General features: G+C 71.4%; 22 protein-coding genes. 9 read left to right on the top strand and 13 right to left on the bottom strand.

The genetic code is table 11. The features are described 5' to 3' along the window. The coding region (locus AC32QD_RS11760; RefSeq protein WP_492010692.1) for a cobaltochelatase CobT-related protein at positions 1-218 on the top strand (218 nt) is incomplete at its 5' end. A gap of 187 nt (positions 219-405) precedes the next feature. On the opposite strand, the gene AC32QD_RS11765 is transcribed toward AC32QD_RS11760, so the two are convergent. Continuing rightward, complete coding sequence (locus AC32QD_RS11765; protein WP_492010693.1) at positions 406-1,365, bottom strand: NADPH:quinone oxidoreductase family protein; 960 nt, start codon at positions 1,363-1,365, stop codon at positions 406-408. An 81-nt stretch (positions 1,366-1,446) separates the two neighbouring features. On the opposite strand from AC32QD_RS11765, the gene AC32QD_RS11770 reads away from it, so the two are divergent. From AC32QD_RS11770 to AC32QD_RS11780, 3 genes are all read left to right on the top strand, one after another. Beyond that, a complete protein-coding gene (locus tag AC32QD_RS11770) occupies positions 1,447-2,139 on the top strand; it encodes an aspartate/glutamate racemase family protein (protein WP_492010694.1) in 693 nt (230 codons plus the stop codon). A gap of 187 nt (positions 2,140-2,326) precedes the next feature. Next, positions 2,327-3,187, top strand: coding sequence for a DUF2189 domain-containing protein (locus AC32QD_RS11775; protein ID WP_492010695.1), 861 nt, complete (start codon positions 2,327-2,329; stop codon positions 3,185-3,187). Between the two features lie 103 nt (positions 3,188-3,290). Then, complete coding sequence (locus tag AC32QD_RS11780) at positions 3,291-3,686, top strand: DoxX family protein (protein ID WP_492010696.1); 396 nt, start codon at positions 3,291-3,293, stop codon at positions 3,684-3,686. Here AC32QD_RS11780 and AC32QD_RS11785 read toward each other — a convergent pair. The 4 genes from AC32QD_RS11785 to AC32QD_RS11800 form a co-directional block, all read right to left on the bottom strand. Continuing rightward, a complete protein-coding gene (locus AC32QD_RS11785; protein ID WP_492010697.1) occupies positions 3,620-6,397 on the bottom strand; it encodes an ATP-binding protein in 2,778 nt (925 codons plus the stop codon). The two genes, AC32QD_RS11780 and AC32QD_RS11785, sit on opposite strands and share 67 nt — an antisense overlap. Then, a complete protein-coding gene (locus AC32QD_RS11790; protein ID WP_492010698.1) occupies positions 6,397-6,654 on the bottom strand; it encodes a hypothetical protein in 258 nt (85 codons plus the stop codon). Before AC32QD_RS11790 ends, AC32QD_RS11785 begins: the two co-directional genes overlap by 1 nt. Positions 6,655-6,662: 8 nt before the next feature. Further along, positions 6,663-7,034, bottom strand: a complete 372-nt coding sequence (locus tag AC32QD_RS11795) for a response regulator transcription factor (RefSeq protein WP_492010699.1) — start codon at positions 7,032-7,034, stop codon at positions 6,663-6,665. 101 nt (positions 7,035-7,135) lie between these two features. Continuing rightward, positions 7,136-8,542 carry a helix-turn-helix domain-containing protein gene (locus tag AC32QD_RS11800; protein WP_492010700.1) on the bottom strand — a complete coding sequence of 469 codons (1,407 nt, stop codon included), beginning with the start codon at positions 8,540-8,542 and terminating at the stop codon, positions 7,136-7,138. Positions 8,543-8,796: 254 nt separating this feature from the next. On the opposite strand from AC32QD_RS11800, the gene AC32QD_RS11805 reads away from it, so the two are divergent. From AC32QD_RS11805 to AC32QD_RS11825, 5 genes are all read left to right on the top strand, one after another. Continuing rightward, entirely contained in the window at positions 8,797-10,146 is a 1,350-nt protein-coding gene (locus AC32QD_RS11805) for a substrate-binding protein (protein WP_492010701.1), read from the top strand. 85 nt (positions 10,147-10,231) lie between these two features. After that, on the top strand, positions 10,232-11,260 hold the full coding sequence (locus AC32QD_RS11810; RefSeq protein ID WP_492010702.1) for a branched-chain amino acid ABC transporter permease: 1,029 nt from the start codon (positions 10,232-10,234) through the stop codon (positions 11,258-11,260). Between the two features lie 3 nt (positions 11,261-11,263). Next, positions 11,264-12,409, top strand: coding sequence for a branched-chain amino acid ABC transporter permease (locus AC32QD_RS11815; RefSeq protein ID WP_492010703.1), 1,146 nt, complete (start codon positions 11,264-11,266; stop codon positions 12,407-12,409). 10 nt (positions 12,410-12,419) lie between these two features. Next, complete coding sequence (locus AC32QD_RS11820; protein ID WP_492010704.1) at positions 12,420-13,175, top strand: ABC transporter ATP-binding protein; 756 nt, start codon at positions 12,420-12,422, stop codon at positions 13,173-13,175. After that, entirely contained in the window at positions 13,172-13,978 is an 807-nt protein-coding gene (locus AC32QD_RS11825; RefSeq protein ID WP_492010705.1) for an ABC transporter ATP-binding protein, read from the top strand. Before AC32QD_RS11820 ends, AC32QD_RS11825 begins: the two co-directional genes overlap by 4 nt. A gap of 178 nt (positions 13,979-14,156) precedes the next feature. On the opposite strand, the gene metH is transcribed toward AC32QD_RS11825, so the two are convergent. The 8 genes from metH to AC32QD_RS11865 form a co-directional block, all read right to left on the bottom strand. Continuing rightward, entirely contained in the window at positions 14,157-16,844 is a 2,688-nt protein-coding gene (gene metH, locus AC32QD_RS11830; RefSeq protein WP_492010706.1) for a methionine synthase, read from the bottom strand. Beyond that, the gene (locus AC32QD_RS11835; protein ID WP_492010707.1) at positions 16,841-17,908 is read right to left on the bottom strand and encodes a homocysteine S-methyltransferase family protein; all 1,068 of its coding nucleotides are present in this window, start codon (positions 17,906-17,908) and stop codon (positions 16,841-16,843) included. Before AC32QD_RS11835 ends, metH begins: the two co-directional genes overlap by 4 nt. A 10-nt stretch (positions 17,909-17,918) precedes the next feature. Beyond that, the gene (locus AC32QD_RS11840; protein WP_492010708.1) at positions 17,919-18,167 is read right to left on the bottom strand and encodes a hypothetical protein; all 249 of its coding nucleotides are present in this window, start codon (positions 18,165-18,167) and stop codon (positions 17,919-17,921) included. A 342-nt stretch (positions 18,168-18,509) separates the two neighbouring features. Then, positions 18,510-19,511, bottom strand: coding sequence for a tetraacyldisaccharide 4'-kinase (gene lpxK / locus AC32QD_RS11845; RefSeq protein WP_492010709.1), 1,002 nt, complete (start codon positions 19,509-19,511; stop codon positions 18,510-18,512). Continuing rightward, on the bottom strand, positions 19,511-20,863 hold the full coding sequence (locus AC32QD_RS11850; protein ID WP_492010710.1) for a 3-deoxy-D-manno-octulosonic acid transferase: 1,353 nt from the start codon (positions 20,861-20,863) through the stop codon (positions 19,511-19,513). The genes lpxK and AC32QD_RS11850 overlap by 1 nt, the downstream gene beginning before the upstream one ends. Then, positions 20,860-21,108 (bottom strand): DUF4170 domain-containing protein, encoded by a 249-nt coding sequence (locus AC32QD_RS11855; RefSeq protein ID WP_492010711.1) that lies wholly within the window; start codon positions 21,106-21,108, stop codon positions 20,860-20,862. The genes AC32QD_RS11850 and AC32QD_RS11855 overlap by 4 nt, the downstream gene beginning before the upstream one ends. 63 nt (positions 21,109-21,171) lie before the next feature. Continuing rightward, on the bottom strand, positions 21,172-21,963 hold the full coding sequence (locus AC32QD_RS11860) for an inositol monophosphatase family protein (protein ID WP_492010712.1): 792 nt from the start codon (positions 21,961-21,963) through the stop codon (positions 21,172-21,174). Beyond that, the gene (locus AC32QD_RS11865; protein WP_492010713.1) at positions 21,956-23,293 is read right to left on the bottom strand and encodes a TldD/PmbA family protein; all 1,338 of its coding nucleotides are present in this window, start codon (positions 23,291-23,293) and stop codon (positions 21,956-21,958) included. The genes AC32QD_RS11860 and AC32QD_RS11865 overlap by 8 nt, the downstream gene beginning before the upstream one ends. Positions 23,294-23,304: the final 11 nt, after the last annotated feature.

Consider the following 23,304-nt stretch of genomic DNA (forward strand, 5'->3'; position numbering starts at 1 on the left):
AGGGCGCGGTGGAGCTGCTGGCCATCGGCATCGGCCACGACGTGACCCGCTATTACAGCCGGGCGGTGACCATCACCGACGCCGAGCAGCTGGCCGGCGCGGTGACCGAGCAGCTCGCCTCGCTGTTCGACACCGACCCCAAGGCGCGCGACCGCGTCGCCACCCGCATGCGCGCGGGCCCCTTCCCGGCCGCGGCGGCGGCGCCCCCGGTGCGCTAGCGTCCCTGCACCGGGCAAGGGTCGCGCCCAGGCCCATGACGCATTAGCCGCGACTCGTACTCACAGCCAATTCCCAATGAAATCAATGCGTTGAGTGTGTTGGCACGCGTGCCCACCGCCGTTGGCGCCGCCCGCATCTATGGGTCCCGGCCGCCGCGCCGGGACCTCCCGGGCAGGCGCACGCCGCTCAGGGCGTCACCACCACCTTGCCCGTCGCCCGCCGCTCCTCCAGGAGCGCCAGCGCCTCGTTGGCCTCGGCCAGCGGCAGCACGTGCGAGATGTGCGGCCGGATGCGCCCCGCCTCGAACCAGCCGATCAGGGTGCTGAACGAGTCGGCCAGCACCTCCGGCCGGAAGCGCCAGTAGGCGCCCCAGTAGAGCCCGATCACGGTCAGGTTCTTCACCAAGAGGATGTTGGCCGGGATCTGCGGGATCTCGCCAGAGGCGAAGCCCACCGGGATCAGCCGGGCCTCGGGGTTGGCCGCGCGTATGGCCGCCTTCCACTGCTCGCCGCCCACGGGGTCGTAGACCACGTCGGCGCCGCCCAGTCCCAGCACCGTCTCGCGGATGTCCTCGCTGTCGGAGTCGATCAGGTGATCGGCCCCCGCCGCCCGCGCCGCCTCGAGCCGCGCGCGACCGCGCGCCACTGCCACCACATCGGCGCCCATCAGCTTGCCAATCTCAACCGCCGTCAGCCCGACTCCACCCGCGGCGCCCAGCACCACAAGCCGCTCGCCGGGCACCAGCTGCGCCCGGTGCGCCAGCGCCAGGTGCGAGGTGCCATAGGCCACCTGGAAGGCGGCACCCTCGACGTCGGACATCGCCTGGGGCAGCGCCACGCAGGCCCGCGCCGGGGCCAGCACCCGCTCGGCGAAGCCGCCGGTGCCACAGGTGGCGGCGACGCGTGTGCCGGGGCTGGGCGCCTCGACGCCCTCGCCCAGCGCCTCGACGGTGCCGCAGATCTCCAGCCCCGGCGCGAAGGGCACCTCCGGCTTCTCCTGGTAACGCCCCTTCACGATCAGGGTATCGGCGAAGTTGACGCCGCAGGCGTGGACCTTCAGCCGAACCTGGCCAGTGCCCGGCTCGGGCACGGATACCTCGTCGAGGCTCAGCCACTCGCCCAGCGCGTGGACCCGCATGGCCCGCATTGCACTCCCTCCCCTCCAGGGTCTGCCGTCCCGGCGTCCGCCCTGCTATAGCGGGAGCGGGTGCGGATTGGGAGAGTCGCGATGAAGACCATCGGCATCATCGGCGGCATGAGCGCGGAATCGACCGCGCTCTACTACCGCCGCCTCAATGAGGAGACGCGGCGGCGCCTGGGCGGGCTGCACTCGGCCGAATGCCTGATCTGGTCGGTGGACTTCGCCCGCATCGAGGCGCTGCAGGCCGGCGGCGACTGGGCGCGCGCCGCAGAGGAGCTGGCGCGGATCGCCGTGGCGCTCGAGCACGCCGGGGCCGACCTGCTGCTGATCGCCACGAACACCATGCACAAGGTGGCCGACACGGTGCGCCGCTCGACGCGGCTGCCGCTGATCCACATTGCCGAGGCGACCGCGGCGCGCATCGTCGCCGCCGGGCTGAAGCGTCCGGGCCTGATGGCCACCGCCTACACCATGGAGCAGGACTTCTACACCGGCAGGCTCCGGGCGGCGGGGCTCGAGCCCGTGATCCCCCGGCCCGCGGACCGCGCCGAGACGCACCGGATCATCTACGACGAGCTGTGCCGCGGCCTTGTCCGCGAGGAAAGCCGCCGCGCCTACGAGGCGATCGCGCGGCGTCTGCTCGACGCCGGCGCCGACTGCCTGATTCTCGGCTGCACCGAGGTGGGCATGCTGCTCGACGCAGGCAACGTGCCTGCGCCGGTCTTCGATACCACCCTGATCCATGCCGACGCGGCGCTCGACGCGGCCCTCGAATCATAGTCCCGAACCGGGTCGCCCGCCGCGGCCCGCCGGCCCGGTCGGACAGACCGTGCCCTTGTCGAGGACGCTCCGACCGATATGTGATAGTCTGTGCAATCCGCGAAAAAGCGCGGATCGCCCTGCGCCGCCCCATGCCCGGCGGCGCAGGGCGATCCGCGGAAATGACAATCTGAGGCGGAGGAAAGCGATGGTCTCGACCATACGGAACCCCATCGAATGGACGGCCGACCAGCTCGGCAATGCCTTCGGATACGTCGAATCCGAGAAGCTCCGCAGCGACGAATCCGATGCTGCGGAAATGCTGCCCCGGATTCACCGCATCAGCGTCAGCGATCTCAGGGATGCCCTGCGCAAGGGCTACGACGACTTCAAGTACTTCCGCACCGACGTGGCCCTGATCGCGCTGATCTATCCGATCGTCGGCGGGCTGATGATCGGGTTCGCCTTCGAGCAGGCGCTGATCCCGCTGATCTTCCCCGCCATCGCCGGTTTCGCGCTGGTCGGGCCGTTCGCCGGCGTGGGCATGTACGAGATGAGCCGGCGGCGCGAGGCCGGCAAGGAGGCAAGCTGGGCCGACACGCTGCGCGTGCTGAGTTCCCCCTCGTTCGGCGCGATCTTCGTGCTCGGCCTCCTGCTGCTCGCGATCTTCGGCGTCTGGATCCTGGCCGCGCACGGCATATTCAACGCCACGCTGGGACCGGAGACGCCGGTCTCGGCCGGCGCCTTCCTGCGCGACGCGTTCACCACCGGGGCCGGCTGGGTGATGATCGTGGTCGGCTTCGCGGTCGGGTTCCTGTTCGCCGTGCTGGTCCTGATCATCAGCGTCGTCTCGTTCCCGCTGCTGCTCGACCGGCCGGTCGGCCTGCCCGCCGCCATCATCACCTCGGCGCGCGTCGCCGCGCTGAACCGGGGGCCGATCGCGGTGTGGGGGCTGATCGTGGCCGGCGCCCTGGCGCTGGGGATGATCACCCTGTTCGTCGGGCTGATCGTGCTGCTGCCGATCCTCGGGCACGCCACCTGGCACCTCTACCGCAAGGCGGTGCATTGACGCGCCGCCTCTGCCTGATCCAGCAGGCCCCGCCGCAACGCGGCTTCGCTTGGCCCCTTTCGCACCGGCCTGCCCGGGCCGCCACGGAGCAAAAAGCAACGACATGAACTTCCTCCGACCCTTCGCCCCGCAGTTTCTCAGCCTGCTGCGATTCGTCGTCGGCCTGCTCTATCTCGAGCACGGCACGGCGAAGCATCTGGGCTTCCCGGCGAGCCCGCTCAACGGCACGCCCTGGCTGTCCATGGTGGGCGTCGCCGGCGGTATCGAGCTTGTCGTCGGCACGCTGCTCGTGCTCGGGCTGTTCACGCGGCCTGCGGCCTTCCTCGCCTCGGGCACCATGGCGGTCGCCTATTTCACCGTGCACCTGCCGCACGGTTTCTTCCCGCTCCTCAACGGGGGCGAGCTGGCGGTGTTCTACTGCTTCACCTTTCTCTACCTGGCTGCCGCAGGGGGCGGGCCGTGGAGCCTCGACCGGTTGCGCGGCGCAGCGCGCGCCTGAGCGGCGCCTTCCTGCGCAAGCGGCTGGCCGGCGCGATCCGCGAGACCGAGCGAGAGGCGGAAGAAGCTCGCTGGCGCGCCCGTCGCGTCGCGCGCGAATTCCACCGTAAGATCGCCGCCCATGCGGCGCATCAGGGCGCGGCTGATCGGCAGGCCCAGGCCCGCGCCCTGCCCCAGCCCGGCGCGGCTGCCGCGGGTGAACTTCTCGAACACGGCCGTGGCCTCGTCGCGGCCGACGCCGCCGCCATTATCCACCACATCGATCACCAGCGCACCGTCGCGCAGCCTGGGGCGCACCAGAATCTCGGGCTCGGGCGCCGCGTTGTACTTCACGGCGTTGGACAGCAGGTTGATCAGCACCTGGCGCAGCCGGTCCTCGTTGGCCGCGACGGCGACGCCGCCGGGCACCGGCTCGCGCCGCACCGCGATGCCGTCCTTCTGCGCCAGCCCCGAGACCGTGCCGATTGCGGCGCTGATGACCGCCTCGGCATCGACCGGGCCCAGGGGCAGCTCCAGCGTGCCCGCCTCGAGCCGGCTGATGTCGAGGATCTCGTCCAACAGCCGCGTCAGCCGCAGGCTCTCGTCGTGGATGATGGCGACGAAGCGCCGGCGCTCGGCGTCCGAGACCGACACGTCCCCGAGCAGGATCTCCGAGAACGAGCGGATCGAGGTCATCGGCGTCCTCAGCTCGTGGCTGACCTGGCTCAGGAAGTCGTCCTTCTGTGCGTCCAGCGTGCGCAGCCGCGCATTGGCCTCGCGCAGCTGGGCCGCTGCGCGCTCGAACTCAGCGGATTTCTCGGCCAGCCGGCGCGAGGTCTCGATCAGGCGCTGGGTCTCGTCGGCGATGTCGATCAGCTCGGGCATGCCCACCGCCTGCCGGCCGGCGATGCGGCCGACCATGGCGTGCGCCGAGGCCGCGCCGACCGAGCCCGAGAGCTGGCGCTCGACCCGCGCGATCACCCCGTCCGTGGGCAGCGGCAGGCGGCCCGCCCGCCCCTGCGCCGCGGCCATCTCGTCGAACAGCGCGCGCGCCGGCTCGGCCCCCAGGATGCGCTGGGCCAGCACGAACAGGTCCTCCGAGGTCGCCGCGCCCTCGACGAAGCGCGGCGGCGCACCGCCCGGGGCGCGGAAGACATCGACGAACAGCGCCCCTTGCAGGCGCTCCAGCGGCTTGGTGTCGGACAGCCCCGAGACAATCAGGAAGCACAGCAGGTTGGCCCCCAGGCTCCAGACCAGCGCATGAATCAGCGGATCCACGCCCTCGAGCCCAAAGAGCGCCTGCGGGCGCAGCGCCGCGATGCCGACGGGGCCGTGCGCGAGCACCGAGGCGCTGAGCAGGAAATCGCCCTCGAAGCTCGGCAGGAACAGCGTGTAGGCCCACAGCACGAAGCCCGCCGTCAGTCCCGCGACCGCCCCGGCCCGCGTGGCGCCGCGCCAGAACAGCCCGCCCAGCAGGCTGGGCAGGAACTGCGCCACGCCGACGAAGGCGATCAGCCCGATCGAGGCCAGCGCCTCCGAGCCCCCGGTGAGGCGGAAATAGACGAAGCCGAGCGCCAGGATGATGCCGATGCTGATGCGCCGCGTGACCAGCAGCAGGTTGCGCACGTCGCCCGAGACCTCGTGCCGGGCCGACAGGAAGCGCAGCGCGATCGGCGCCACGATGTGGTTCGAGACCATGGTCGACAGCGCGATCGCCGCCACGATCACCATCGAGGTGGCCGAGGAGAACCCGCCGAGGAAGGCCAGGAGCGCCAGCTCCTCCTGCCGCGAGGCCAGCGGCAGCGTCAGCACGAACAGGTCCGGGTTCGCGCCCGCCGGCATGACCTTCAGCCCCGCGATCGCGATCGGCATGATGAACAGGCTCATGGCGAACAGGTAGAGCGGGAACAGCCAGGACGCGGTGGCCAGGTGGCGCTCGTCGACGTTCTCGACCACGGTCACCTGGAACTGGCGCGGCAGGCACACGATCGCCGTGGCCGAAAGGAAGGTAAGCGCCAGCCAGCGCGGGCCGAACACGTCGGCGCCGCCGTGGATCACCTCGACCGGCACGTCGGCGAAGATCCTGTGCAGGCCGCCCGACAGGCCGAACACCACGAACACGCCCACCGCAATCAGTGCCACCAGCTTGACGATGGCCTCGAAGGCGATGGCCGCGACGACCCCATGATGGCGCTCGTTGGCGTCGAGGTTGCGCGTGCCGAACAGCACCGCGAACATCGCCAGGCCGACGGCGATCCAGAAGGCGGTGGTGGCGCTGTCGGCCTCGGGCGCGATCACCTGGTAGCTGCGTGTCACCGACTGCAGCTGCAGCGCGATATAGGGCGTCGTGGCGACCACCGCGATCACGGTCACCAGCACGGCGAGGCTCGGGCTCTTGCCATAGCGCGAGGAGATCAGGTCGGCGATCGAGGTTATGCGGTGCGTCCGGCCGATGCGCACCAGCTTGCGCAGCAGCCACCACCAGCCGACGAAGACCAGCGTCGGGCCGAGGTAGATGGTGATGAACTCCAGCCCGTTGCGCGCCGCCGAGCCCACCGCGCCATAGAAGGTCCACGACGTGCAGTAGATCGAGATCGACAGCGTGTAGATCACCGGCGAGCGCAGCCAGGGCAGCCCGCCCAGCCGCGACTGCCGGTCCACGTAGAAGGCCAGCGTGAACAGCAGCGCCACGTAGCCCAGGCAGATCGCGAGCAGGAGGTCGAGCGAGAGCATCAGCCGTCGTCCTCGACATCCTCGCCCGCTGCGCCCGACTCGCGCAGCCGGCGCGACAGGGCCGCAGCGCCCGCGATCAGCGCGGCCCAGACGGCGAAGAGATAGACCAGCAGGAACGGCACGCCGCCGAACCGGCCGTCGACCTGGAAGATGCCGGCGATCGGCGGCATGAACAGCAGCGCGCCGACCAGCGGCAGGATCAGCGCCCAGTCACGCGCCTTGCGGTGGCGCAGCGGCCGGTCGTGGCGCCGGGGCATCTCCTCGCTCACTCCGCCCCGGCCAGCCGCGTCACCGCGGAGACCAGCTCGGCGTTCGAGAACGGCTTGGTGATGAACAGATCGGCGCCTGCCGCGCGCGCCGTCTCGCGGTCCTCGCGCTGGCCCTTGGCAGTCAGCACGATCACGCGCAGCCGCGCGCCGCGCGGATCGGCGCGCAGGCGGCGCAGGATCTCGAAGCCGTCGATCCCCGGCAGCATCACGTCCAGGATCACCACATCCGGCGCGCCCGCCAGCGCCGCCTCGAGCGCGGCACGCCCGTCCGTCTCGGCGGCGACGACGAACCCGGCCCTGTCGAGCAGGAATGTCAGCGACTCGACGATGTTCGGCTCGTCCTCGGCCAGAAGCACGCGCTTCGCCATGACGCGGTGATCCCTCCGGTTACGCTCGCGGTCCCGTCTTGGCGCGGGCTGCGCGCCCCCAGATTAGGCGATCGGGCCGCGCCTGTCTCCTGCGTCGCGACTCAGCCCACCAGCGGGTCCTCCACACGGTGCGGGCAGCTGCGGCGCGCGCAGACGCGGCAGGCCGGCCCGACCTCCTCGACCGGCACGGCGCCCTCGGGCGCATAGACCGTGAGCCGCGCGTCCGCCTCGCTCATCGCCAGCATGTCGGTCAGGTAGTGACGCGGCCGGCCGAAGCCGGCCGGGCCGGCGTTGCGCGCCCGCGCCACGAACACGAAGCGCGCGCCCGAGGGGAACACGACGCGCTGCCGGATCACGGCCTCGGGCGACTGCTGGGCGCAATAGAGCACCCACAACGGGCAGGCCGTTGCATAGCGCGGCGCCACCAGATCAGGCAGGCCGCGGCGCTCGATGATGGTTCCCGCGGCGTTGGCGCGCAGGTAGCCAAAGCGCGGCACGCCTGCCCCGCCCGGCAGGGCGGCAAGGCGCAGGCAGACCGTCTCGACCCCGATGGCGAAGGCGTCGGCGAGCGCCTCCATGTCATAGCCCAGCGCCGCGGCGCGCGGCGCAAACGCCGCCATCGGAGCAAGGACCGCGCCGGCTGCATAGTCGATCAGGGCGCGGCGCGCGCGGGCAAGCCCCGGCCCCGTCTCCGCCTTGTCCTGCCCGCCCAGGATACCCTCGATCACCGGGCCCAGATGCGCCTCGGCCAGCGCCCGCGCCTCGGCCCGCCGCGCCGCCGGGGCCAGGTCGCCCAGCCGGCCGGCGAGGCCGACCGCGGCCGCCTCGATCTCGCCGAACCGGTTGGCGCGCGCCTCGAACAGCGCCTCGACCTCGTCGAGCGGCGTCAGCGTGCGGTCCGGCGCATCGGCCTTGTCGAAATAGGCCGCCAGCGCCTCGCCGACCGAGGACAGGGCCTGGCTCTCCTCGCCGATGATCCGGTGGAAGCGGTCGCGGCGCGCGGCCGGGATGTCGGGGAAGTCCTCGAGGATCTCGGCTGCCGAGCGGATGGCGGCGATGCGGGTCAGCATGCGGTGCACCGCCTCGCCGAGGAACGGGTCGTGGGTCAGCCGGTCGGCCAGAGCGCGGGCGGCAGCGCTGGCCTCGCGTTCGGAGCGCGCCAGCGCCGCCAGCGCCCGCGCCCAGCCCGGGTAGCGCGCGACCAGCTCGCCGGCGCTGTCCGGCTCGACCGCCAGCGCGCGCAGCTCCGGCGCGTGCGAAAGCTCGTCCAGCGCCTCGGTCAGGCGGCGCTCGGCAGCGCCGTCGAGCTCGCCGAGCCTCAGCGCCAGCGCCCCCGCGACCCGGCGCAGGAGCGCCCCCGCGATGCCCCGGCGGTTGCGCTCGATCAGGTTCATGTAGGAGGCCGAGATGCCGGCGCGCCGCGCCAGCTCGGCCTGGGTGATGCCCAGCGCCCGGCGGCGCTCGCGGATTCGCGTGCCGAGCACGGCTGCGGGGGTCGCTCTGGGCATGTGCGTTTTTCCCATCGGGCCAAGGACTTGCCGCAGCGCAATGTCAATGATTGACAAATTGCATAATGGACATGTCCAATTATTGACATAATAATCGCGCTAAATCAATTGCTTATTGTGTTCTTGACAGAGATCGGCAAATCTCGTGCGGGGCATAGCGATTGCCTTTGCCCGGCCCGGGGCACGCCCCGGCGCCGGCCATTGTCAGAACAAGACGCTCCATTGTCAGAACAAGACGCTTCGGGAGGACCATCATGACGAAGCATACTTTCAGCCGCCGCGGCCTGCTCAAGGGCGGCGCCGTGCTCGGCGCCGGCCTGGCCATGCCGACCTTCTTCCACCGCCACGCCTGGGCCGCCGAGTACCGCAACGCGCCCAAGGGCAAGACGGTCACGCTCGGCTTCAACGTGCCGCAGACCGGCGCCTATGCCGACGAGGGCGCGGACGAGTTGCGCGCCTACAAGCTCGCCGTCAAGCACCTCAATGGCGAGGGCGACGGCGGCATGCTCAACACCTTCTCGTCCAAGGAGCTCAAGGGCAACGGCGTGCTGGGCAAGAAGGTCGCCTTCGTCACCGGCGACACCCAAACCAAGTCCGACGCCGCCCGTGCCTCGGCCCGGCGCATGATCGAGCGCGACGGCGCGCTGATGATCACCGGCGGCTCGTCCTCGGGCGTGGCCATCGCGGTGCAGGGGCTGTGCCAGGAGATGGGCGTCATCTTCATGGCCGGGCTGACGCATTCGAACGACACCACCGGCAAGGACAAGAAGGCGAACGGCTTCCGCCACTTCTTCAACGCCTACATGTCGGGCGCCGCGCTGGCGCCGGTGCTGAAGAAGGCCTACGGCACCGACCGCAAGGCCTATCACCTGACCGCCGACTACACCTGGGGCTGGACCCAGGAGGCCTCGATCAAGTACTTCACCGAGAAGATGGGCTGGACCACGGTCGCCACCGTGCGCACGCCGCTGGGTGCGGGCGACTTCTCGCAGTACATCGCCCCGGTGCTGAACTCCGACGCCGATGTCCTGATCCTCAACCACTATGGCAAGGACATGGTGAACTCGCTCACCCAGGCGGTGCAGTTCGGCCTGCGTGACCGCATGGTGAACGGCAAGAAGTTCGAGATCGTCGTGCCGCTCTACTCGCGCCTCATGGCCCAGGGTGCGGGCGACGCCATCAAGGGCATCTTCGGCTCGACCAACTGGCACTGGTCGCTGCAGGACGCGGGCTCCAAGGCCTTCGTCAAGTCGTTCGGCAAGGAGTACGGCTTCCCGCCCAGCCAGGCGGCGCAGACCTGCTACGTGCAGACCCTGCTCTACGCCGACGCCTGCCAGCGGGCCGGCAGCTTCAACCCCTGCGGTGTCGTGAAGGCGCTCGAGGGCTACAAGTTCGACGGGCTCGGCAATGGCCCGACGCTTTACCGCGCCGCCGATCACCAGTGCTTCAAGAAGGTGCTGGTGGTGCAGGGCAAGGAGAAGCCGCAGTCCAAGTTCGACCTGCTCGAGGTGGTCGAGGAGGTCCCGGCCGAGGCCGTCATGTACCAGCCGGACAACAAGTTCTTCGCCGGCGGCGAGCTCGGCACCTGCAGCACCGGCGCCTGAGGGCGCAGCCTTCACCGGTTTGCGGCCGCCCTGCCGGGGCGGCCGCGCCTCGCCTTCAATCGTCGGCCGAACGAGCGCGGATCACATGGACGCCATCCTCCTGCAGTTCCTCAACGGGCTCGACAAGGGCGGCGCCTACGCCCTGATCGCGCTTGGCCTGACGCTGATCTTCGGCACGCTCGGCGTGGTGAACTTCGCGCATGGCGCGCTGTTCATGCTCGGCGCCTTCTGCGCCGTCACGCTGCGCGCCCTGCTGAATCTGCAAAAGGTCACCATCGACCCCACCCACACCACCGCCTGGGGCACGCCGGTCGAGATACGCACGCCCTATGTCGAGGCCTGGTTTGGCGATTTCGGCCACGTGCTGCTGAACTATTCGGTGCCGCTCTCCATCCTGCTCGCCATCCCGATCATGCTGGTCATCGGCATCGTCATGGAGCGCGGGCTGGTGCGCTATTTCTACAGCCGCCCGCATGCCGAGCAGATCCTGGTCACCTTCGGGCTGGCCATCGTGCTGCAGGAGATCGTGCGCAGCTTCTTCGGCGCCAACCCGATCCCGCAGCCGGCGCCGCCGGCCTTCTCGGGCGCGCTCGACGTCGGCGCCATGATCGGGCTCACGCCGGGCAACGTGGTCTACCCCTACTGGCGCTTCGTCTACTTCGCCTTCTCGGTGGCGGTGATCGGCGGTGTCTTCGCCTTCCTCCAGCTCACCACCTTCGGCATGGTGGTGCGCGCCGGCATGGCCGACCGCGAGACCGTCGGGCTCCTGGGCATCGACATCGACCGCCGCTTCACCGTGGTCTTCGGCATCGCCGCCGTCGTCGCGGGGCTCGCGGGCGTGATGTACACGCCGATCCTTTCGCCCGACTACCACATGGGCATGGACTTCCTGGTGCTCAGCTTCGTCGTCGTGGTGGTCGGCGGCATGGGCAGCCTGGCCGGCGCGGTGGCGGCCGGCTTCCTGCTCGGCATCCTGCACTCCTTCGCCTCGATGACCGAGGTGAAGGACGTCTTCCCCGGCATCGACCAGATCATTATCTACCTGGTCGCGGTGATCGTGCTCCTCGTGCGCCCGCGCGGCCTGATGGGCCGCAAGGGCGTGATGGAGACCTGAGCCATGGTCGAGAAGTTCTCCGTGCGGGCCGACCTGCTGCTGCTCGCCGCCTTCGCGGCGATCGTGCTGCTCAGCCCGGTGCTGCTCGCGCCGCTGGGCGCCAGCTACCCCGCGCTGCTGCAGAAGTTCGCAATCTACGCGATCTTCGCCATCGGCTTCAACATCCTGTTCGGGCTGACCGGCTATCTCTCCTTCGGCCACGCCGCCTTCCTCGGCGTCGGCTCCTACACCGCAGTGTGGAGCTTCAAGCTGCTGAGCATGAACGTCATCCCGGCCGTGCTGTTCGCCACGCTGATGGGCGGCGTGTTCGCGGTGGTGATCGGCTTTCTCGTGCTGCGCCGCTCCGGCATCTACTTCGCCATCCTCACCCTTGCCTTCGCGCAGATGGCCTACCGGCTGGCCTATTCCGTGCTCACCCCGATCACCAACGGCGAGACGGCGCTGCAGCTCGACCAGGCCGACCCGCGCGTGCTCGACGCCGCGTTCGGCATCAACTACGGCAGCAGCCTGCCCTCGCCGCGACTGTTCGGCATCGACATGATCGGCTGGCCCGGCTTCTATTTCTGCGCCGTGGTGCTGATCATCATGTTCTACGTCTCGCTGCGCATCTTCCACTCGCCCTTCGGCGTCATGCTGCGCGCGGTGAAGTCGAACCAGAACCGGCTCAACTACACCGGCCTCTACACCCGGCCCTACATGCTCGCCGCCTTCGTGGTCTCGGGCATGTATGCCGGGCTCGCCGGCGGGCTCTTGGCCGTGACCGACCCGCTCGCCGGGGCCGAGCGCATGGTCTGGACCGCCTCGGGCGAGGTGGTGCTGATGACCATCCTGGGCGGCGCCGGCACCCTGCTCGGGCCCGTGCTCGGCAGCGTGCTGATCAAGTATTTCGAGAACATCTTCTCGGCCTTCAACGAGTCGATCCTGCGCGACACCTTCTCCTTCCTGCCCGCGCCGCTCGACCACGTCGCCGTCAAGGTCGCCAGCCTCTTCGTCGGCGAGGGCTGGGAGCTGACGCTGGGCGTGCTCTTCATGCTGATCGTGATCTTCATGCCCGGCGGGCTGGTCGAGGGCTTCTCCCGGCTGTGGCGCTGGCTGCGCCGGGCGGGCGGCGGCGGCGGCAAGCAGGCCCAATCCGTGCCGGCCGAGTGAGGGTGCGACGATGACCATGCTCACAGTGCGCAACGTCAACAAGCGCTTTGGCGGGCTGAAGGCGCTCAACGAGGTGAATCTCGAGATCGAGAAGGGCACCATCCACGCCATCATCGGGCCCAACGGCGCGGGCAAGTCGACGCTGCTTAACTGCCTCGTCGGCCGGGTCGAGCCCGACACCGGCACGGTCGAGTTCGGCGGCCGCTCGCTGCTGGGGCTGAAGCCGCACGAGATCAACCAGCTCGGCATCAGCCGGGTGTTCCAGACGCCCGAGATCTTCGGCGACCTGACCCTGCTCGAGAACGTGATGATCCCCGCCTTCGCCCACCGCGACGGCGCCTTCCGCTTCAACGCCTGGTACCCGGTGCGGCGCGACGGGCCGGTCGGCCACCGCGCCCGCCAGATGCTCGACGAGGTCGGCCTGGGCGAGCATGCCGGCGCCATCGCCGGCCAGCTCTCGCGCGGCGACAAGCGCCGGCTCGAGCTGGCCATGTGCCTCGCCCAGGACCCCAAGCTCCTGCTGCTCGACGAGCCCACTGCCGGCATGTCGCGTATGGACACCAACAACACCATCGACCTGTTGCGCCAGATCGGCGAGCAGGGCATCACCATGGTGGTGATCGAGCACGACATGCATGTCGTGTTCTCGCTGGCCGACCGGATCTCGGTGCTCGCGGGCGGCACGGTGATCGCCGAGGACGTGCCCGAGCAGATCCGCGGCGACCCCAAGGTCGACGAGGCCTATCTGGGAGGGGCCCACCTATGAGCGCCATGCAGCGCATCGACCCGACCGGCGGCGCGTCCGGTGGCACGATCGAACGGCGCGCCGGCAGCCGGCAGCCGATCCGCAAGGACCGCAAGGAGCCCGCCTTCTTCTCGGCCTGGGAGCTGCACGCCTATTACGGCGAAAGCTACATCGTGCAGGGCGTCGACTTCGACATCCACGAGGGCGAGACGATCGCGCTTCTGGGCCGCAACGGCGCGGGCAAGACCTCGACCCTGCGCACCATCGCCCGACTCGACAGCCCCGCGCTCAGGCACGGCGAGATCTGGCTCGACCACAAGCCGCTGCACGAGATGCGCGCCCACCAGGCGGCGCAGAACGGCATCGCCCTGGTGCCCGAGGACCGGCGCATCATCCCCGGCCTAACCGTCGAGGAGAACATCCGGCTGGCCCAGATCGCTCCGCCGCATGGCTGGACGCCGGAGCGGCTCTACGAGCTCTTCCCCCGATTGGGCGAGCGCCGCCGGCAGGAGGGCACAACGCTGTCGGGCGGCGAGCAGCAGATGCTGGCCGTCGCCCGGGCGCTGGCCCGCGACGTCAAGCTTTTGCTGCTCGACGAGCCCTATGAGGGGCTCGCCCCGATCATCGTCAAGGAAATCGAGCGCACGCTCGAGGAGATCCACGAGCTCGGCATGACCACGATCATCGTCGAGCAGAACGCGATCGCCGCGCTGCATCTGGCCGACCGCGCCATCATCCTCGACATGGGCCAGGTGGTGTTCGACGGCGCCGCGCAGGAGGTGCTCGACAACAAGGAGCTGCGCGACAACTACCTCTCGATCTGAGCCGCCGGCGCGCCGGCCTCAGGCCGCGTGCGAAGGTCGCAGCGCGCAGGACGGCGCCGGGCACCGAGTCCGAGACCCGGTCGCAGGGCCTGCCGGGGTGCCGCCCGGACACGGAGTCGTCGTTGACGCCCCAGGATTCAGCCTTGGCTCCGCTGTCTCCCCTTCTGCCGCCTGCCGCTCAGGCCGAGCGGCGAAGCTCGACCCCGGAGTCCGGCTCGCTCCCGGGCGCTGTGCCCGGCTCGTAGGCCAGGCTGGGCGCGAGCCATTTCTCGACCTCGCCGACCTCCATGCCCTTGCGCCGGGCATAGTCCTCGACCTGGTCGCGGCCGATCCGCCCCACCCCGAAATAGGCCGATTTCGGGTGCGAGAAATAGAGGCCCGAGACGCTCGGCCCCGGCCACATGGCGAAGCTCTCGGTCAGCTCGATGCCGGCGTTCCTCTCGGCGGCGAGCAGGTCGAACAGCGTCCGCTTCTCGGTGTGGTCGGGGCAGGCAGGATAGCCCGCAGCCGGGCGGATGCCGCGATAGGTCTCCTCGATCAGATCCTCGGCCGAGAGGTCCTCGTCCGCGGCATAGCCCCACAGCTCGCGGCGCACGCGGGCGTGCATCAGCTCGGCGAAGGCCTCGGCCAGCCGGTCGCCCAGCGCCTGCACCATGATGGCGTCATAGTCGTTGCCCGCCGCCTTGAACCTCTCAGAGATGTCATGCACCTCCCTGCCCGAGGTCACGGCGAAGCCGCCCAGCCAGTCCGCCACGCCCTCGGGCGCGACGAAGTCGCTCAGGCAATGGTTCGGCCGCTTGCCGCCCTTGTCCTGCTGCTGGCGCAGCATGCGGAAGGTGGCGCGCTCGCGCGCGCGCGCCTCCTCGCGCCACACGCGGATGTCGTCGCCGACAGCGTTCGCCGGCCACAGCCCGACCACCGCGCGCGGCTTCAGCCACTGCTCCTCGACGATCCGCTCCAGCATGGCGGTCGCCGCCTCGTGGAGCTCGCGCGCCGCCGCGCCCTTCTCGTTGTGCTCCAGGATCTGCGGGAACTTGCCCTTCATCTCCCAGGTCCAGAAGAACGGCGTCCAGTCGATGTAAGGCACGAGGTCGCTGACGCTGACGTCGTCGATCACGTTCAGCCCCGCGCGCCTGGGCTTCGGCGGCGCATAGGCCTCCCAGCCGCCGTCGAAGCGGTTGGCGCGCGCGTCCGCGATGGCCACCGTCGGGCGCGGCCTGGTGCGGTCGCGTCCGCCCTCGCGCAGCTCCGCCTGCGCGGCCGCGGTCTCGGCGATCAGCTTGGCCTTGTTGGCCTTGGACAGCAGCCGCGAAACCACGCCGACCGCCTTCGAGGCGTCGTCGACATGGATCACTCCGTGCGCGTATTCCGGCGCGATCTTCAGCGCCGTATGCTTGGCAGACGTGGTGGCGCCGCCGATCAGCAGCGGGATCTCCAGCCCGGCGCGCTTCATCTCGGCCGCGAAGTCCACCATGCGGTCGAGCGAGGGCGTGATCAGGCCGGACAGGCCCACGATATCGGCCTTCTCCTCGCGCGCCGTCTCGATGATGTCCTCGGCCGGCACCATGACGCCCAGGTCGATGACCTCGTAGTTGTTGCACTGCAGCACGACGCCGACGATGTTCTTGCCGATGTCGTGCACGTCGCCCTTCACCGTGGCCATGACGATCTTGCCCTTGGCCGAGGTGTCGCCGAGGCGCTGCTTCTCCTCCTCCATGAAGGGGATTAGGTGGCCCACGGCGGCCTTCATCACCCGGGCCGACTTGACCACCTGGGGCAGGAACATCTTGCCGGCGCCGAACAGGTCGCCGACCACGTTCATGCCGTCCATCAGCGGCCCCTCGATCACGTCGAGCGGCGTGTCGGCGCGCTGGCGCGCCTCCTCGGTGTCGTCGATCACGTAGTCGGTGATGCCGTGCACCAGCGCGTGGCGCAGCCGCTCCTCCACCGGCGCCTCGCGCCATTTCGGGTCGGCCTTCTTCTGCGCCTCGCCCGAGCCGCGATACTTGTCGGCGATGGCAAGCAGCCGCTCGGTCGCGTCCGCGCGCCGGTTCAGGATCACGTCCTCGACATGGTCGCGCAGCTCCTCGGGGATGTCGTCATAGACCGTGATCTGCCCGGCATTGACGATGGCCATATCGAGCCCCGCCGCGATGGCGTGGTAGAGGAACACCGAGTGCATCGCCTCGCGCACCGGGTTGTTGCCCCTGAACGAGAACGAGATGTTGGACAGCCCCCCCGACACATGCGCATGCGGCAGCCTCTCCTTGATCATCCTGGTCGCCTCGATGAAGGCGACGGCATAGTCGTTGTGCTCCTCGATCCCGGTGGCGATGGCGAAGATGTTGGGATCGAAGATGATGTCCCAGGGGTCGAAGCCGGCCTTCTCGGTCAGCAGCTTGTAGCAGCGCTCGCAGATGGCGAACTTGTGCGCGGCGGTCTCGGCCTGGCCCTGCTCGTCGAAGGCCATCACCACCACCGCCGCGCCATAGCGGCGTATGGCGCGGGCCTGCTCGAGGAAGGGCCCCTCGCCCTCCTTGAGGCTGATGGAGTTGACCACAGCCTTGCCCTGGACGCATTTCAGCCCGGCCTCGATCACCGACCACTTCGAGCTGTCGATCATGACCGGCACGCGGGAGATGTCGGGCTCCGACGCGATTAGGTTGAGGAAGGTCGTCATCGCCTGCTCGGAGTCGAGCAGCCCCTCGTCCATGTTCACGTCGATGATCTGCGCGCCGTTCTCGACCTGGCCGCGCGCGACATCCAGCGCGGCCGCATACTCGCCCGCCAGGATCAGCTTCTTGAACTTCGCCGACCCGGTGACGTTGGTGCGCTCGCCGATATTGATGAAGCTGGCGACGGTCATGCCGGCTCGGTCTCCTCGCTGTCGCGCTCGCGCGCCTCGAACATCTCCAGGCCCGACAGCCGCAGCAGCTGCGCCCGCTCGGGCACGCGTCGCGGAGCCTTGCCCGCGACGGCCTCGGCGATGGCGCGGATGTGATCGGGCGTGGTGCCGCAGCACCCGCCGACGATGTTGACCAGCCCCGCCTCGGCCCATTCGCCCAGTTGGCGCGCGGTCTCCTCGGGCGTCTCGTCATAGCCGCCCATCTCGTTGGGCAGCCCGGCATTGGGGTAGGCCGAGACCAGCGTGTCGGCGATGCCGGCCAGCGCCCGCACATGGGGGCGCAGCTCGCTGGCGCCCAGCGCGCAGTTGAGCCCGATCGAGAACGGCCGCGCATGCGACATCGAGACCCAGAACGCCTCGGGCGTCTGCCCGGTCAGCGTGCGGCCCGAGCGGTCGGTGATGGTGCCCGAGATCATCACCGGCGGCACCGCCAGCCCCTCGTCGCGCAACATCTCGACGGCCCAGATCGCCGCCTTGGCGTTCAACGTGTCGAAGATCGTCTCGATTAGGATCAGGTCGACGCCGCCCTCGACCAGCGCCCGCGCCGCCTCGCCATAGGCCCCGGCCAGGTCGTCGAAGGTCACCTTGCGCATGCCCGGGTCGTTCACGTCGGGCGAGATGCTCGCGGTCTGGTTGGTCGGCCCGATGGCGCCGGCCACCCAGACCGGCCGCCCGGCGGCCCCGGCCGCCTCGCGCGCCAGCGTCGCGGCCGCGCGATTGAGCTCGGGCACCAGCTCCTGAAGCCCGTAATCGGCCTGGCTGATGCGGTTGGCCGAGAAGGTGTTGGTCTCGATGATGTCCGCCCCGGCCGCGATGAAGGCCGCATGGATGCCGCGGATCGTGTCGGGCTGCGTCAGCGTCAACAGCTCGTTGTTGCCGCCCAGATCCGAGACATGGTCCCTGAACCGCTCGCCGCGATAGGCCGCCTCGTCCGGACGCTCGGCCTGGATCATGGTGCCCATGGCGCCGTCGAGGATCAGGATCCGCTCGCCGGCCAGGGCGTATATGTCCGTCGTCCCGCTCATCCGTCCCCCTTCAGGCCGCGCAGCGGATGCCACGCGCCCGGCAGATGCCGGCGCTCAGCTCGGCGAGGCTCACACTATACATGTCGAGCTCGTCGAATCCCGCCTCGATCGGCCGGCTCTCCCGCTCGGTCGCCACCGCCGCCGTGACCATGGACCGGGTCGGGGCCGCGTCCGGCCCCTCGAACCGCTCGGCCTGCCAGGACGGCACGCCGGCGCCGCACCTCGCGGAGACCGCGACGAGCCTGCCGGATCGGAACACGGGCACGATCCCCGGCACGATCCCCGGCACGATTCTGCCGCCACGATTCTGCCGGCGAGGCCCCTGGCGTCGATCTCCTGCGGCCACGGAGCTGAACGACTGCGATGACGCGGCAGACCATACGAATCAGAACCGACATTGCAAGGGTCAAAAGCGACTCTCGCACCCGGCCCGTCGCCGCATCCCGTCCCAGGCCACGGACAGTTGCAAAAGGCCGGGCATGGTGCGCCAAAAAAAGCGGGGCCGGTCGGGCCCCGCAGTCGGCTCCAGCGAAAACATCGCCGAGGGACTTTGCCTCCTTCCCACGACAAGGTGGCGCCGTCCTGCCGGCAATGAGGCAATTTACCCCAATCTGCGGCGAACCGGGGCAAGTGCGGCGAAAAGGTGGTCGAACGCAACCCAGTCGTCCGGCTCGAGCCGCACCAGCACCACCGTCACTTCGCGCCGGAAGGCGGCCGGCAGTCGCGCCGCGTCCTTCTCGGTGGTGACCAGCATGGCGTCGGCCGAGCGCGCCGTGCGCAACAGCCGGCGCAGGATCGCCTCGCCATAGTCGCAGTGATCGGGGAAGGGCACCGCCTCGACCAGCACGGCCCCCATGGCCCTGAGCGTGGCGAAGAACTTCGCCGGCCGCCCGATGCCGGCGAAGGCCACCACCGGCTCGCCCTCGAGCGGCAGGCCGGTCTCGACCGGCAGCATCCGCGCCGGGACCGCGCCGGAAAGCCGGGGCCACCGCGCCACCGCGGCCGCGCGCGCGGCCGGCTCGCCGACCAGCACCACCAGGTCGGCGCGCGCCAGCCCCGTGGTGACGGTCTCGCGCAACGGTCCCGCCGGGATCAGCCGGCCGTTGCCGAAAGCCTGGCCCGCGTCGACCACCACGATGGCGCGGTCGGGCGCCACATGCGGGTTCTGCAGGCCGTCGTCCATCAGCACGACCTCGGCCCCCGCTCCGGCCGCGGCACGCAGCCCGGCGGCGCGGTCCTTCGCCACCCACACCGGTGCCAGCGCCGCCAGCACCAGCGCCTCGTCGCCGACCTCGCGGTGGCTGTCGCGCGCCGGATCCACCCGGTGCGGCCCTGCCAGCCGCCCGCCATGGCCGCGGCTGACCACGTGCACGGTGCGGCCTTGGGCCGCCAGCCGCAGCAGCAGCGCCGCGACCATCGGCGTCTTGCCCGCGCCGCCTGCGGTCAGGTTGCCCACGACCACGACCGGCACAGGCGCGCGATAGGGCACGGCGCGGCGCGCCCGCCAGCGCGTCCCCAGCCGCCACAGCGCCGCCGCCGGCGCCAGCAGGCGCGCCGGCCAGCCGGGCGCGTCAGGCGCGCGCCACCAGAAGCCGGGGGCCATCACCGCTTCGCCTCCATCTGCGCCAGCGCCTCGGCCGCCAGCGCCGCCACGTCGGGCGTTAGCTGCGCGCGCACCGCCCGCGCCGCCTCGGCCATCGCCCGCCGCTCGGCCTCCGCGCCCAGCAGCGCCGCGACCGCCCCGCCCAGCTCGCCCGCGTCGCGCACCAGCCGCGCCGCGCCGGCCTCCTCCAGCGCCGCATAGGCCGGCGCCAGGGTCTCCGTGCCCGGCCCGTGCAGGATCGCCGCGCCCAGCGCCGCGGCCTCGAACGGGGTGTGCCCCCCGGCCCGGGCCAGCGAGCCGCCGATGAAGGCGACCGGCGCCAGGCGTAGCCACAGCCCCATCTCGCCCAGCGTGTCGACGAGCCAGATGTCGGTGCCGGGCCCCGGCGCCTCGCCCGAGGCCCGGCGCGCCACGCCCAGGCCCCGGCGTGCCAGCGCGGCCGCGATCGCCGCGCCCCGCGCGGGATGACGCGGCGCGACCAGCGTCACCAGTCCCGGCAGCGCGCGCGCCGCCACCCGATGTGCCTCGGCCGCGATCTCCTCCTCGGGTGCATGGGTCGCGGCCGCCAGCCACACCGGCCGCCCCGCCAGCGCCGCGCGCGCGCACTCAAGCTCCTCGGCCCCGCAGCCCGGCGGCGCCACCGCCGCCTTCAGGGTGCCGCCGACGCGCACCCGCCCGGGCTCCGCGCCCATCGCCACCAGCCGCGCAGCGCCCGGCCCGTCCTGCGCCTCGATGCGGGCGAACAGCCGCACCAGCGCGCGCGCCATCCCCGGCGCCCAGGCCCAGCGCCGGGCGCTGCGCCCGGAGACGCGCCCCCCCACCAGCCACATCGGCACGCCGCGCCGCGCCGTCTCGCGCATCAGCCGCGGCCACAGCTCGCTCTCGCCCCAGATGCCCAGATCGGGCCGCCAGTGCTCGAGGAACCGCCCGACCGCCGCGGCCGTGTCCACCGGCGCGTACTGGTGCAGGCAGCGCTCGGGCAGAGCGCCCGCCAGCCGCTTTGCCGCCGCCACCGTGCCCGCCGTCATGAGGCAGCTCACCGGCCCCTGCCGCACCAGCTCGGCGGCCAGCGGCAGCAGCGCCGCCGCCTCGCCCGCGCTCGCCCCGTGCAGCCAGACCAGCCGCCCCGCCGGCCGCGCCAGCCCGGCACGGCCCAGCCGCTCGCCGATCCTGCTGGGGTCCTCACGCCCGCGCGCGGCACGCCGCGCCAGCCAGGGCGCCGCCGCCGGCCCCGCCAGCCGCGACAGCGCCAGATAGGCCGCCAGCGCCGCCGAGCCCCCCGGGCCACGCGCCGGATGCAGGGCGCCGCCTGCGCTGGCGCGGCCTGCGCTGGCGCGGCCTGCCGCGCTCATCCGCTGTCGGGCTTGGCGGCGGCGCTGGCCGGGTCCTCCTCGTCGTGCAGCCGGTGCAGATGCGCGATGAAATAGCGCATGTGGGCGTTGTCCACGGTCTGTTGCGCCTTCGCCTTCCAGGCCCGGTGCGCGCTGGCATAGTCGGGGAAGATGCCGACCACGTCGATCGCGTCGACATCGCTGAACTCGTTGCGCTGCGGGTCGACGAGCTCGCCGCCATAGACAAGGTGCAGGAGCTGGGCCATCGGCGCCTCTCTTCCTGGCCGGTTGCGAAAATCCCGCGCACCATAGCGCGCGGCCCCGGCCAGTCAATCGGACCGGCGCCGGGCCATCACCGCCCGGTGCAGCGCCGCGGGGGCCGCGATCACCCCGGCCGCGCGCGCCGGGTGGCGGTCGAACACCAGCGGCCCGCCCGCGCGGTCGGTGACCACCGCCCCGGCCTGGGTTGCGATCAGGCTGCCCGCGGCGATGTCCCACTCCCAGGCATCCCTCAACGTCAGCATCAGGTCGAAGGCGCCGGCGGCCACCAGGCACAGCCGCCAGGCCAGCGAGGGCCGGAAGTGCCGCGCCACCGGCGGCGGCCCGCCGGGCCACAGCTCGGGCTTGAGCTGCGCCGAGGAGACCAGCGCCCGCGCGCCCTGCAGCCGGCCGCGCGCCGAAGCCCGGATCGCCCGCCCGTCCAGCGTCGCCCCGCCGCCCAGCGCCGCCGCATAGGTCTCGCGCCGGGCGGGCAGCCGCATCACCCCGGCGAGCACCCGGCCGCGCTCGGCCACGGCCAACGCCGTGCCCCAGCCCTCCTGCCCGGCCATGAAGGCGCGTGTACCGTCGATCGGGTCGACGATGAAGACCCGCTCGCACTCGACCGATGCGGGGGCGCCTTCGCTCTCCTCCGACAGCCAGCCATAGTCCGGCCGCGCCGCGCTCAGCTCGGCCCGAAGCATGCGGTCCACCTCCAGGTCGGCCGCCGTCACCGGCCCTTGGCCCGGCTTCTCCCAGCTCTCGTAGTCGCCGCCGAAGGACTTCAGCGCCACCTCGCCCGCCGCCTCGGCCGCGCCCACCAGAAGCGCCAGATCGCGGGCGGCGTCTGCCCTCTCAGGCAACGGTCAGCCCCTCGACCAGAAGCGAGGGCACCGCCACCGCGCGGCTGAGGTCGGCGTCGTTGGCCGGCACGATCGAGCGCACCAGCTCGGGCAGGCTGCCGGCCACGGTGATCTCGTTGACCGGGTGCACGATGCGCCCGCCCTCGACCCAGAAGCCCGAGGCGCCGCGGCTGTAGGCGCCCGTGGTGGGGTTGATCGAGCTGCCCATCAGCGAGGTGACCACGAGTCCGGTGCCCATTTGCGCCATGAGCTCGTCGCGGCACGCGGGGCCCTGCGTCACCCGGATATTGCTGGTGCCGGGCACCGGCGGCCCGCCGGTGCCGCGCCGGGCATTGGCGGTGCTCTCCAGCCCCAGCTTGCGCGCGGTGGCGAGATCCAGCACCCAGCTTTTGAGCACCCCGTCGCCCACCAGCACGGTGCGGCCCGCCGCCAGCCCCTCGCCGTCGAAGGGGCGGCTGGCGCGGCCGCGCGGGATCAGCGGCTCGTCGGCCAGCTCGAAGCCCTCGGGCAGTACGCGCTCGCCCATGGCATCGCGCAGCCAGCTCGAGCCGCGCACGATCGCCGCCCCGTTGATCGCCGCCAGCAGGTGGCCGATCAGGCTGCCCGCGACGCGCTCGTCGAACACGACCGGCCAGCGCCCCTTGGGCGGCTTGCGCGCACCCAGCCGCTCGACCGCGCGGCGCCCAGCGCGCGCGCCCACCTCCACCGGGTCGGGCAGGTCGGCGTGGAAGGTGCGCAGCTCGAAGGCATGGTCGGCCTCGCGGCCCAGCCCCTCGCCGGCCATGGCCGAGACCCCGACCGACGCGGCCGTCCGCTCGTAGCTGCCGACAAAGCCGTTGCTCGCCATCAGGGTGATGCGGTCGCGCCCCCAGCCGGTGCTCGCCTGCTCGACCTGGGTGACCCCGGCGATGGCGCGCGCCGCCGCCTCGGCCGCCAGCGCCCGGGCCTCCAGCGCCTCGGGCGCGGGCGGCTCGGCCGGGTCGGCCAGCTCCAGCCCCGCGGGGTCGGCCGGCGTGCCCAGCTGCGCCGGCTCGGCCAGCCCGCACCACGGGTCCTCGGGGGCCTCGCGCGCCATCGCCACGGCCCGCTCGGCCATCTGCGCGAGCGCCTCGGCGCGGTCATCCGAGGCCGAGACGCAGGCCTGCCGCCGGCCCATCAGCACGCGCAGGCCAAGGTCGCGGCCCTCGGCGCGCTGGGCCTCCTCCAGCCGCCCGTCGCGCACGCCGACGCCAAGGCTGGTGGCCGAGACCACCAGCACGTCCGCGGCCTCCGCGCCCGCGCGTCGCGCGGCCGCCAGCAGCGCCTCGGCCAGCTTCAGATCATCGGCCATTCGCCCACTCC

Source organism: Thermohalobaculum sp. (assembly GCF_058622915.1).

Coding starts and splice junctions, on each gene's coding strand:
- AC32QD_RS11820 (WP_492010704.1), top strand. CDS start 12,420: ATGACCATGCTCACAGTGCGCAACGTCAACAAGCGCTTTGGCGGGCTG.
- metH (WP_492010706.1), bottom strand. CDS start 16,844: ATGACCGTCGCCAGCTTCATCAATATCGGCGAGCGCACCAACGTCACC.
- lpxK (WP_492010709.1), bottom strand. CDS start 19,511: ATGGCCCCCGGCTTCTGGTGGCGCGCGCCTGACGCGCCCGGCTGGCCG.
- AC32QD_RS11865 (WP_492010713.1), bottom strand. CDS start 23,293: ATGGCCGATGATCTGAAGCTGGCCGAGGCGCTGCTGGCGGCCGCGCGA.
- AC32QD_RS11855 (WP_492010711.1), bottom strand. CDS start 21,108: ATGGCCCAGCTCCTGCACCTTGTCTATGGCGGCGAGCTCGTCGACCCG.
- AC32QD_RS11810 (WP_492010702.1), top strand. CDS start 10,232: ATGGACGCCATCCTCCTGCAGTTCCTCAACGGGCTCGACAAGGGCGGC.
- AC32QD_RS11795 (WP_492010699.1), bottom strand. CDS start 7,034: ATGGCGAAGCGCGTGCTTCTGGCCGAGGACGAGCCGAACATCGTCGAG.
- AC32QD_RS11825 (WP_492010705.1), top strand. CDS start 13,172: ATGAGCGCCATGCAGCGCATCGACCCGACCGGCGGCGCGTCCGGTGGC.
- AC32QD_RS11780 (WP_492010696.1), top strand. CDS start 3,291: ATGAACTTCCTCCGACCCTTCGCCCCGCAGTTTCTCAGCCTGCTGCGA.
- AC32QD_RS11775 (WP_492010695.1), top strand. CDS start 2,327: ATGGTCTCGACCATACGGAACCCCATCGAATGGACGGCCGACCAGCTC.
- AC32QD_RS11805 (WP_492010701.1), top strand. CDS start 8,797: ATGACGAAGCATACTTTCAGCCGCCGCGGCCTGCTCAAGGGCGGCGCC.
- AC32QD_RS11765 (WP_492010693.1), bottom strand. CDS start 1,365: ATGCGGGCCATGCGGGTCCACGCGCTGGGCGAGTGGCTGAGCCTCGAC.
- AC32QD_RS11790 (WP_492010698.1), bottom strand. CDS start 6,654: ATGCCCCGGCGCCACGACCGGCCGCTGCGCCACCGCAAGGCGCGTGAC.
- AC32QD_RS11800 (WP_492010700.1), bottom strand. CDS start 8,542: ATGCCCAGAGCGACCCCCGCAGCCGTGCTCGGCACGCGAATCCGCGAG.
- AC32QD_RS11850 (WP_492010710.1), bottom strand. CDS start 20,863: ATGAGCGCGGCAGGCCGCGCCAGCGCAGGCCGCGCCAGCGCAGGCGGC.
- AC32QD_RS11835 (WP_492010707.1), bottom strand. CDS start 17,908: ATGAGCGGGACGACGGACATATACGCCCTGGCCGGCGAGCGGATCCTG.
- AC32QD_RS11815 (WP_492010703.1), top strand. CDS start 11,264: ATGGTCGAGAAGTTCTCCGTGCGGGCCGACCTGCTGCTGCTCGCCGCC.
- AC32QD_RS11785 (WP_492010697.1), bottom strand. CDS start 6,397: ATGCTCTCGCTCGACCTCCTGCTCGCGATCTGCCTGGGCTACGTGGCG.
- AC32QD_RS11770 (WP_492010694.1), top strand. CDS start 1,447: ATGAAGACCATCGGCATCATCGGCGGCATGAGCGCGGAATCGACCGCG.